Annotated in this window: 6 protein-coding genes, 1 tRNA gene and 1 pseudogene; all 8 read left to right on the forward strand. The window is 66.5% G+C overall.

The window, feature by feature from the left end; all coding sequences use genetic code 11:
* Positions 1-173 (forward strand): annotated as a pseudogene (locus G3N99_RS30670) (methionyl-tRNA formyltransferase); the annotation flags it as partial.
* 110 nt (positions 174-283) lie between these two features.
* On the forward strand, positions 284-919 hold the full coding sequence (locus G3N99_RS30675) for a LysE family translocator (protein WP_206124246.1): 636 nt from the start codon (positions 284-286) through the stop codon (positions 917-919).
* Positions 920-1,019: 100 nt separating this feature from the next.
* Positions 1,020-1,877, forward strand: coding sequence for a zinc metalloprotease HtpX (gene htpX / locus G3N99_RS30680; RefSeq protein WP_174937406.1), 858 nt, complete (start codon positions 1,020-1,022; stop codon positions 1,875-1,877).
* 232 nt (positions 1,878-2,109) lie between these two features.
* Positions 2,110-3,501: a 16S rRNA (cytosine(967)-C(5))-methyltransferase RsmB gene (gene rsmB, locus G3N99_RS30685; RefSeq protein ID WP_206124247.1), complete on the forward strand. Its 1,392-nt coding sequence runs from the start codon at positions 2,110-2,112 to the stop codon at positions 3,499-3,501.
* On the forward strand, positions 3,498-4,088 hold the full coding sequence (locus G3N99_RS30690; protein ID WP_174937408.1) for a DUF4390 domain-containing protein: 591 nt from the start codon (positions 3,498-3,500) through the stop codon (positions 4,086-4,088). The genes rsmB and G3N99_RS30690 overlap by 4 nt, the downstream gene beginning before the upstream one ends.
* Positions 4,078-6,492: a sensor histidine kinase EsaS gene (esaS, locus tag G3N99_RS30695; protein ID WP_206124248.1), complete on the forward strand. Its 2,415-nt coding sequence runs from the start codon at positions 4,078-4,080 to the stop codon at positions 6,490-6,492. The genes G3N99_RS30690 and esaS overlap by 11 nt, the downstream gene beginning before the upstream one ends.
* Complete coding sequence (gene esaR / locus G3N99_RS30700) at positions 6,493-7,194, forward strand: response regulator transcription factor EsaR (RefSeq protein ID WP_085041942.1); 702 nt, start codon at positions 6,493-6,495, stop codon at positions 7,192-7,194.
* A gap of 61 nt (positions 7,195-7,255) precedes the next feature.
* Positions 7,256-7,331 (forward strand) — tRNA-Phe (locus G3N99_RS30705).
* Positions 7,332-7,474: the final 143 nt, after the last annotated feature.

Here is a 7,474-nt window from a genome sequence, read left to right on the forward strand (position 1 = left end):
TCGGCACGATCGTGGAAGCCGCGCCGGAAGGCGTGGTCGTCGCGTGCGGCAGCGGTGCGCTGCGTGTCACGCAGTTGCAGAAGCCGGGCGGCAAGCGGCTGCCCGCGCGCGAATTCCTGGCCGGCTCGCCGCTCGCCGCAGGCCAGCGTTTCACGTTGACCGACGCGGCCTGACCGCCATTCGACACGGCCTGCCGGGCGGGCGCAATCGGCCGGACGGCCGAGTCGCGCGGTGCGGCAGGCGCGCGTAGAATTTCCCTGCGCTCTCCGGTTTCGAGGTTCTCATGTTCGGCATCACCCATTTCGGCTTCTTCGTGCTGGCAGTCTTCCTGCTGAATGTCACGCCCGGCCCCGATACGGCCTATATCGTCGGCCGCAGCGTCGCGCAGGGCCGCGGCGCGGGGCTGATGTCGGCGTTCGGCATTTCGGCCGGCTGTTGCGTTCATGCGCTCGCCTGCGCATTCGGCCTGACCGCGCTGCTCGCGGCGTCGGCTGCCGCATTCACGGTGATCAAGCTGATCGGCGCCGCCTACCTGATCTACCTCGGCGTGCGGATGATCTTCGCGAAGCAGGCGGCCGAGCCGTCGGGCAAGGCGGCCGCCCAGGTTGCGAAGCCGCTGCGCCAGCTGTTCATGCAGGGCTTCTGGACCAACGTGCTGAACCCGAAGGTCGTGCTGTTCTTCGTGTCGTTCTTCCCGCAGTTCGTGTCCGCCGACAGCCCGCACAAGGCATTGGCGTTCCTGACCCTCGGTGGCGTGTTCGTCGCGATGAGCACGGTGTGGACCAGTCTCGTCGCGTGGGTCGCAGGCAGTGTCACGGAGCGCTTCTCGGGCAAGCCGGGCGTCAAGAAGTGGCTCGACCGCACGGTCGGCAGTGCTTTCGTCGGCCTCGGCCTTCGTCTTGCAACCTCGCAACGCTGAGATTGAATTTTTCCGGCAAGCCCTTATCTAACAAATCGCTTACAATTTTCCGCCGCGCCCTTTGATGCGCGGCGGGTCCCCTGACGGATAAGGAGTGGGTATGTTCAATTGGGTCAAAACGGCGATGCTGATGGCCGCGATCACGGCCCTGTTCATCGTGATCGGCGGGATGATCGGCGGCTCGCGGGGCATGGCGATCGCGCTGCTGTTCGCGCTCGGCATGAATTTCTTCTCATACTGGTTCTCGGACAAGATGGTGCTGCGCATGTACAACGCGCAGGAAGTCGACGAGAACACGGCGCCGCAGTTCTACCGGATGGTGCGCGAGCTGGCCACGCGCGCGAACCTGCCGATGCCGCGCGTCTACCTGATCAACGAGGATGCGCCGAACGCATTTGCGACGGGCCGCAACCCCGAGCACGCGGCAGTCGCCGCGACGACGGGCATCCTGCGCGTGCTGTCGGAGCGCGAGATGCGCGGCGTGATGGCGCACGAGCTCGCCCACGTGAAGCACCGCGACATCCTGATCTCGACGATCACCGCGACGATGGCGGGCGCGATCTCGGCAATCGCAAACTTCGCGATGTTCTTCGGCGGGCGCGACGAGAATGGCCGGCCGGCCAACCCGATCGCGGGTATCGCGGTCGCGCTGCTTGCGCCGATCGCCGGCGCGCTGATCCAGATGGCGATTTCGCGGGCACGCGAGTTCGAGGCCGATCGTGGCGGCGCGCAGATTTCCGGCGATCCGCAGTCGCTCGCGACCGCGCTCGACAAGATCCATCGCTATGCGGCGGGCATCCCGTTCCAGGCAGCCGAGCAGCATCCGGCCACCGCGCAGATGATGATCATGAACCCGCTGCACGGCGGCGGCCTGCAGAATCTGTTCTCGACGCACCCGGCCACCGAGGAGCGCATCGCGCGCCTGATGGAGATGGCGCGTACCGGCCGCTTCGACTAAGCCACGGCACACCGTGCGGCAGTTGCCGCGCGGGGGCCGCCACATCACCCCGCACGCTTCGCGCTGCGGGGTGTTTCATTTGTGCGCGCCGTAAAGGGGCCAAAGGGCCAGCAGCGTCGCACGCTACAATGCCCGGTTTGGGATCGCAGGGCCTGCGGGTGCCGCGGTTCCGCCGTTTTCCGCATTTGTTTGCTGTACCCGCTTGCCGCGCTTGTTTGCCGAATTTGCTCCGATGACACGAACCCGTTCTACCGCTCCGTCTTCTTCCGGCCGCCCGGCGCGCCTGTCCCCGCTGCATCTCGCGCCCGATTCGCTCGGCTTCGCCCTCGATGCGGCCGCGCAGGCGGTCGATGCGGTGCGGCGCGGCACTGCGCTGCCGGCGGCACTCTCGGCGGTATTCGCGCAGATGCCGTCCGGTGCGCAGGCACTCGCGCGTGGGGCAACGCAGGACGTCGCATACCGGACGATGCGTCGCCTCGGCAGTGCGGACTGGCTGATCGGCCGGTTCATCAGCAAGGCGCCGCCCGCACACGTGCACGCGGTGCTCGCCGGTGCGTTCGCGCTGCTGCTCGACCCGCCGGACGAGGCCGCGTATCCGGCGTTTACGGTGGTCGACCAGGCCGTGACCGTGATCGGCGCACGCCGCGAATGCGCGTTCGCGAAGGGGATGGTCAACGCGGTGCTGCGCCGTTTCCTGCGCGAGCGCGATGCGCTCGTCGCGGCGCTGCAGGACGATATCGTCGCCCGCTGGAACTACCGTGCGTGGTGGGTCGATTCGGTGAAGCGCGCATGGCCCGACGCATGGCAGGCGATCCTCGCGGCCGGCGAGCGACAGGGGCCGCTGACGCTGCGCGTGAACGCGCGCCGTGCGAGCGTCGACGCGTATCTCGATACGCTGCGCGCGAACGGGATCGAAGCGACCGCGATCGGCCGGCATGCAGTGCGGCTTGCGTCGGCGCTACCGGTCGATCGTATTCCCGGGTTTGCCGACGGCGTCGTATCGGTGCAGGACGCCGGCGCGCAGCTCGCAGCCGAATGGCTCGGTGCGCGCGACGGCATGCGTGTGCTCGACGCATGCGCGGCGCCCGGCGGCAAGACCGGCCACATTCTCGAACTGGCCGATGCGGAAGTCGTTGCGCTGGAAAGCGACGCCGCGCGCGCGGCGCGGATCGGCGAGAACCTCGTGCGACTGTCGCTCGAAGCCGACGTGCGTGTCGGCGATGCGGGTGCACCCGACGCGTGGTACGACGGGCGCCCGTTCGACCGCATCCTCGCCGATGTGCCGTGCTCGGCGTCCGGCATCGTGCGTCGGCACCCCGACATTCGCTGGCTGCGCCGCGAGGCCGACATCCCGGCGCTCGTCGCGGAACAGCGTCGCATCCTGTCGGCGTTGTGGCCGCTCGTGAAGCCGGGCGGCGAACTGCTTTACGTGACCTGTTCGGTCTTCCCCGAAGAAGGCGAATTGCAGGCCCGCTGGTTTGAAGCGGCCTGTGAAGATGCGGTACGATTGGACGCCCCCGGCCAGCTGCTGCCGGGCGGAGTGCAGGGAGGGGCGGCCGCCGGCGCACTCGACCAGAACACCGATCACGACGGATTTTTCTACGCGCGGTTTCAGAAACGGTGACGATCAAACACCTTTTTCCACTTCGGCTCGCGGCCGTCCTGATGGTCGCGTTGACGCTGTGTCTGGCGGTCGTCCGGCCGGCGCATGCCCAGTCGGTCGCCGTGCAGCGCGCGTCGCTCCAGTCCGACGGAAGCGGCTGGGCGCTCGATGCCCGCTTCGATTTCGAACTGAACCCGAGCCTCGAGGATGCCGTCAACAAAGGCATTCCGCTTTACTTCACGACCGACTTCGAGTTGAGCCGTGCGCGCTGGTACTGGTTCGACGAGCAGCCGGTGGCGGTGACGCAGACGATTCGCCTGTCGTTCCAGCCGCTCACGCGCGAGTATCGCGTGTCGACGGGCGGCCTGCAGCTCGGTTTCCCGTCGCTGAAGGACGCGCTCGCCGTCATCAGGCACATCACGTCGTGGCACGTGATCGACCGCAACCAGGTGCGCTCCGGTGAAACCTACACGGCATCGGTGCGGATGCAGCTCGATACGGCGCTGATGCCGAAGCCGTTCCAGGTCGACGCCGTGAACAACCGCGACTGGACGCTCGGGTCGGACTGGAAGCGCTTCAACTTCACGGTGACCGAACGTGCTAAATAAAGTGCGCCGCGCGGCCAGCGGGAAGAGCCTCCTCGTTCGCGTGATCGTCTCGACCGTCGCGCTCACCGCGCTGCTGCTGCTCGTGCTGCTCGCGGCCGCGAGCGCGAATACCGAATTCTTCGATCGCTACTACTCGTGGCTGTACGCGACGAACATCGTCGTCGCGCTCGTGTTCCTGCTCGTGGTGCTCGGGCTGATCGGGATGATCGTCGTGCGCCTGAGGAAGGGCAAGTTCGGCACGCGGCTGCTCGCGAAGCTCGCGGTGTTCTTCGCGCTCGTCGGCGTGGTGCCGGGCGGGATCATCTACATCGTGTCGTACCAGTTCGTGTCGCGCAGCATCGAGTCGTGGTTCGACGTGAACGTCGAGACGGCGCTGACGGCCGGCCTGAACCTCGGCCGCGGGATGCTCGATGCTTCGCTGTCCGATCTGCAGACGAAGGCGCGGCTGATGTCCGACCAGCTCGCGAGCGTCGATGCGAACACGAACGGCACGACGCTCACGCTGCTGCGGCTGCGCGACCAGTTCGGCGTGCAGGATGCGACGATCGTCGAGCCGAGCCGTGGCGGCTCGGGGGCGGCGCCCGACCTGCACATCGTCGCGCAGGCGTCGGGCAATTTCGCGGCGCTGATTCCGGACGACCTGCCGACGCCGCTGATGCTGAACCAGGCGCGCGAACACGGCGCGTACGCGGCGATCGAGGGTGAAGTCGACGGCGACCCGCGCGCACATGGCGCGAAGGGCGCACTGCGGTTGCGCGTCGTGCGGCCGATTCCCGACGCATCGACGTCGCTGCTGCAGCCGGCGGAACGCTTCCTGCAGCTCACGCAGCCGGTGCCGCCCACGCTTGCCCACAACGCGGACGCCGTGCAGCGCGCGTATCGCGAGTACCAGGAAAAGTCGCTCGGCCGCACGGGGCTGCGCAAGATGTACATCGGCACGCTGACGCTCGCACTGTTCCTCGCGACCTTCATCGCGATGATGCTTGCGCTCGCGCTCGGCCAGCAGCTCGCGCGGCCGCTGTTCCTGCTCGCGCAGGGCACGAAGGAGGTCGCGGAAGGCGACTACACGCCGAAGCGCGAGATCAAGACGCGCGACGAGCTCGGCTTCCTCACGCAGTCGTTCAATGCGATGACGCGCCAGTTGTCCGAGGCGCGGCTCGCGGTCGAGAAGAATCGCGTCGCGCTCGAGCATTCGAAGACGTATCTCGAGAGCATCCTCGCGAACCTGACGGCCGGCGTGTTCGTGCTCGACCGCCAGTTTCGGCTGACGACGGCCAATCGCGGCGCCGAGCGGATCTTCCGGCAGCCGTTCAATGCGCTGATCGGCACGACGCTCGACCGGATCGGCGTGGCCGCCGGGTTCGGCGCGATGGTGCGCAAGGCGTTCGCCGATCGCGAGGCGGCATCCGACGGCGGCAGCGGCGATCACGGCCACTGGCAGCAGCAGTTCGCGATCGAGGTGCCGGGCGAGGCCGATCCGCTGACGTTGCTCGTGCGCGGCACGCGCCTCGTATCGACGGTCGAGGGGCAGGCCGACGATCCGCAGACGTCCGGTTACGTCGTCGTGTTCGACGACATCTCCGACGTGATTTCCGCGCAGCGTTCGGTCGCGTGGGGCGAGGTCGCGCGCCGGCTCGCGCACGAGATCAAGAATCCGCTGACGCCGATTCAGCTGTCGGCGGAGCGGTTGCAGATGAAGCTGTCCGACAAGCTCGCACCGCCCGACGCCGATGTGCTCAAGCGCGGCGCGACGATGATCGTCAACCAGGTGGCCGCGATGAAGCGGATGGTCGACGATTTCCGCGAATACGCGCGTACGCCGCCGGCGGTGCTCTCGAATCTGCAGTTGAACGAACTGGCGAGCGAGGTGCTCGGGCTGTACGGTGTGGGCGAAGGCAAGAGCGCGATCGTCGCCGAGCTCGCGCCGGCGCTGCCGGTGATACGCGGTGACGCGACGCAACTGCGCCAGGTGATTCACAACCTGCTGCAGAATGCGCAGGATTCGGTCGCGGAGTCGTCGCATCCGCGTGTGTTGATCGAAACCAAGACAGTAGAATATGGCGATCCCGACGCCGAGGGCAAAACGCGCGTCGCGGTACGTCTTACCGTGTCCGACAACGGGCCCGGTTTTCCGGCGCGCATCCTGACCCGCGCGTTCGAGCCTTATGTGACGACGAAGGCGAAGGGCACGGGTCTGGGGTTGGCCACGGTCAAGAAAATCGTCGATGAGCACGGTGCGCGGATCGATCTGCGCAATCGCATGCACGGCGAGACCGTCGAGGGTGCGCAGGTGTCGATCCTGTTCCTGCAGATGGCGAGCGATGCGCCAGGCGCCGAATCGGGCGTGCAGGACGGGGCGGCCCCCGCCAAGACAAAAGCAAGTGAGCAGACAAAGGCAGCGTAAATGGCAACCATCCTGGTGGTAGATGATGAAATGGGCATCCGGGAATTGCTCTCGGAGATCCTCAGCGATGAAGGACATGTCGTCGAGGCGGCGGAGAACGCGCAGGCCGCGCGGGAATACCGGTTGAATCAGGCGCCCGATCTCGTGCTGCTCGATATCTGGATGCCCGATACCGACGGCGTGACGTTGCTCAAGGAGTGGGCAGCGCAGGGGCTGCTGACGATGCCCGTGATCATGATGTCCGGGCACGCGACGATCGATACGGCCGTCGAGGCGACGAAGATCGGCGCGCTCGATTTCCTCGAGAAGCCGATCGCACTGCAGAAGCTGCTGAAGTCCGTCGAGCACGGTCTCGCACGCGGTGCGGCGCCGGTGTCCGCGAATGCCGCGGCGAAGGCCGGTGCAGGGCAGGCAGCGGGGCCCGCGGCGGTTGCGTCTGCGGCCGCGCTGCCGACGCTCGGCGACGACATGGCTTCGGCACTCGGCCTCGCGGGCCAGACGGCTGCGATCCCGTTCGACATCCCGTTGCGTGAAGCGCGCGATGCGTTCGAGCGTGCGTACTTCGAATATCACCTCGCGCGCGAAAACGGCAGCATGACGCGCGTCGCGGAGAAGACGGGCCTCGAGCGCACGCACCTGTATCGCAAGCTCAAGCAACTCGGTGTCGAGCTCGGCAAGAAGCCGCCCGAAGGCGCCGTATAAAATATTTCGTTAAAGTACTTGATCAAGTAACGAAGGGTGGATATACTTTCTCTTCTTCGTTGGCCCGGTAGCTCAGTTGGTAGAGCAGCGGATTGAAAATCCGCGTGTCGTTGGTTCGATTCCGACCCAGGCCACCAGAATTAAAACCCCAAGAATCGGAAGGTTCTTGGGGTTTTTCGTTTGTGGTGAGGTTTGCGTGATGTGTGGCGTGGAATGGTGTGCCCGGCAGTGTTCGTGAGGGCATGATAAAATCCGTGTCCGCTCAATAACTTAGCGCATC

Source organism: Burkholderia sp. Ac-20392 (genome assembly GCF_017104585.1).
Taxonomy (GTDB): domain Bacteria; phylum Pseudomonadota; class Gammaproteobacteria; order Burkholderiales; family Burkholderiaceae; genus Burkholderia; species Burkholderia lata.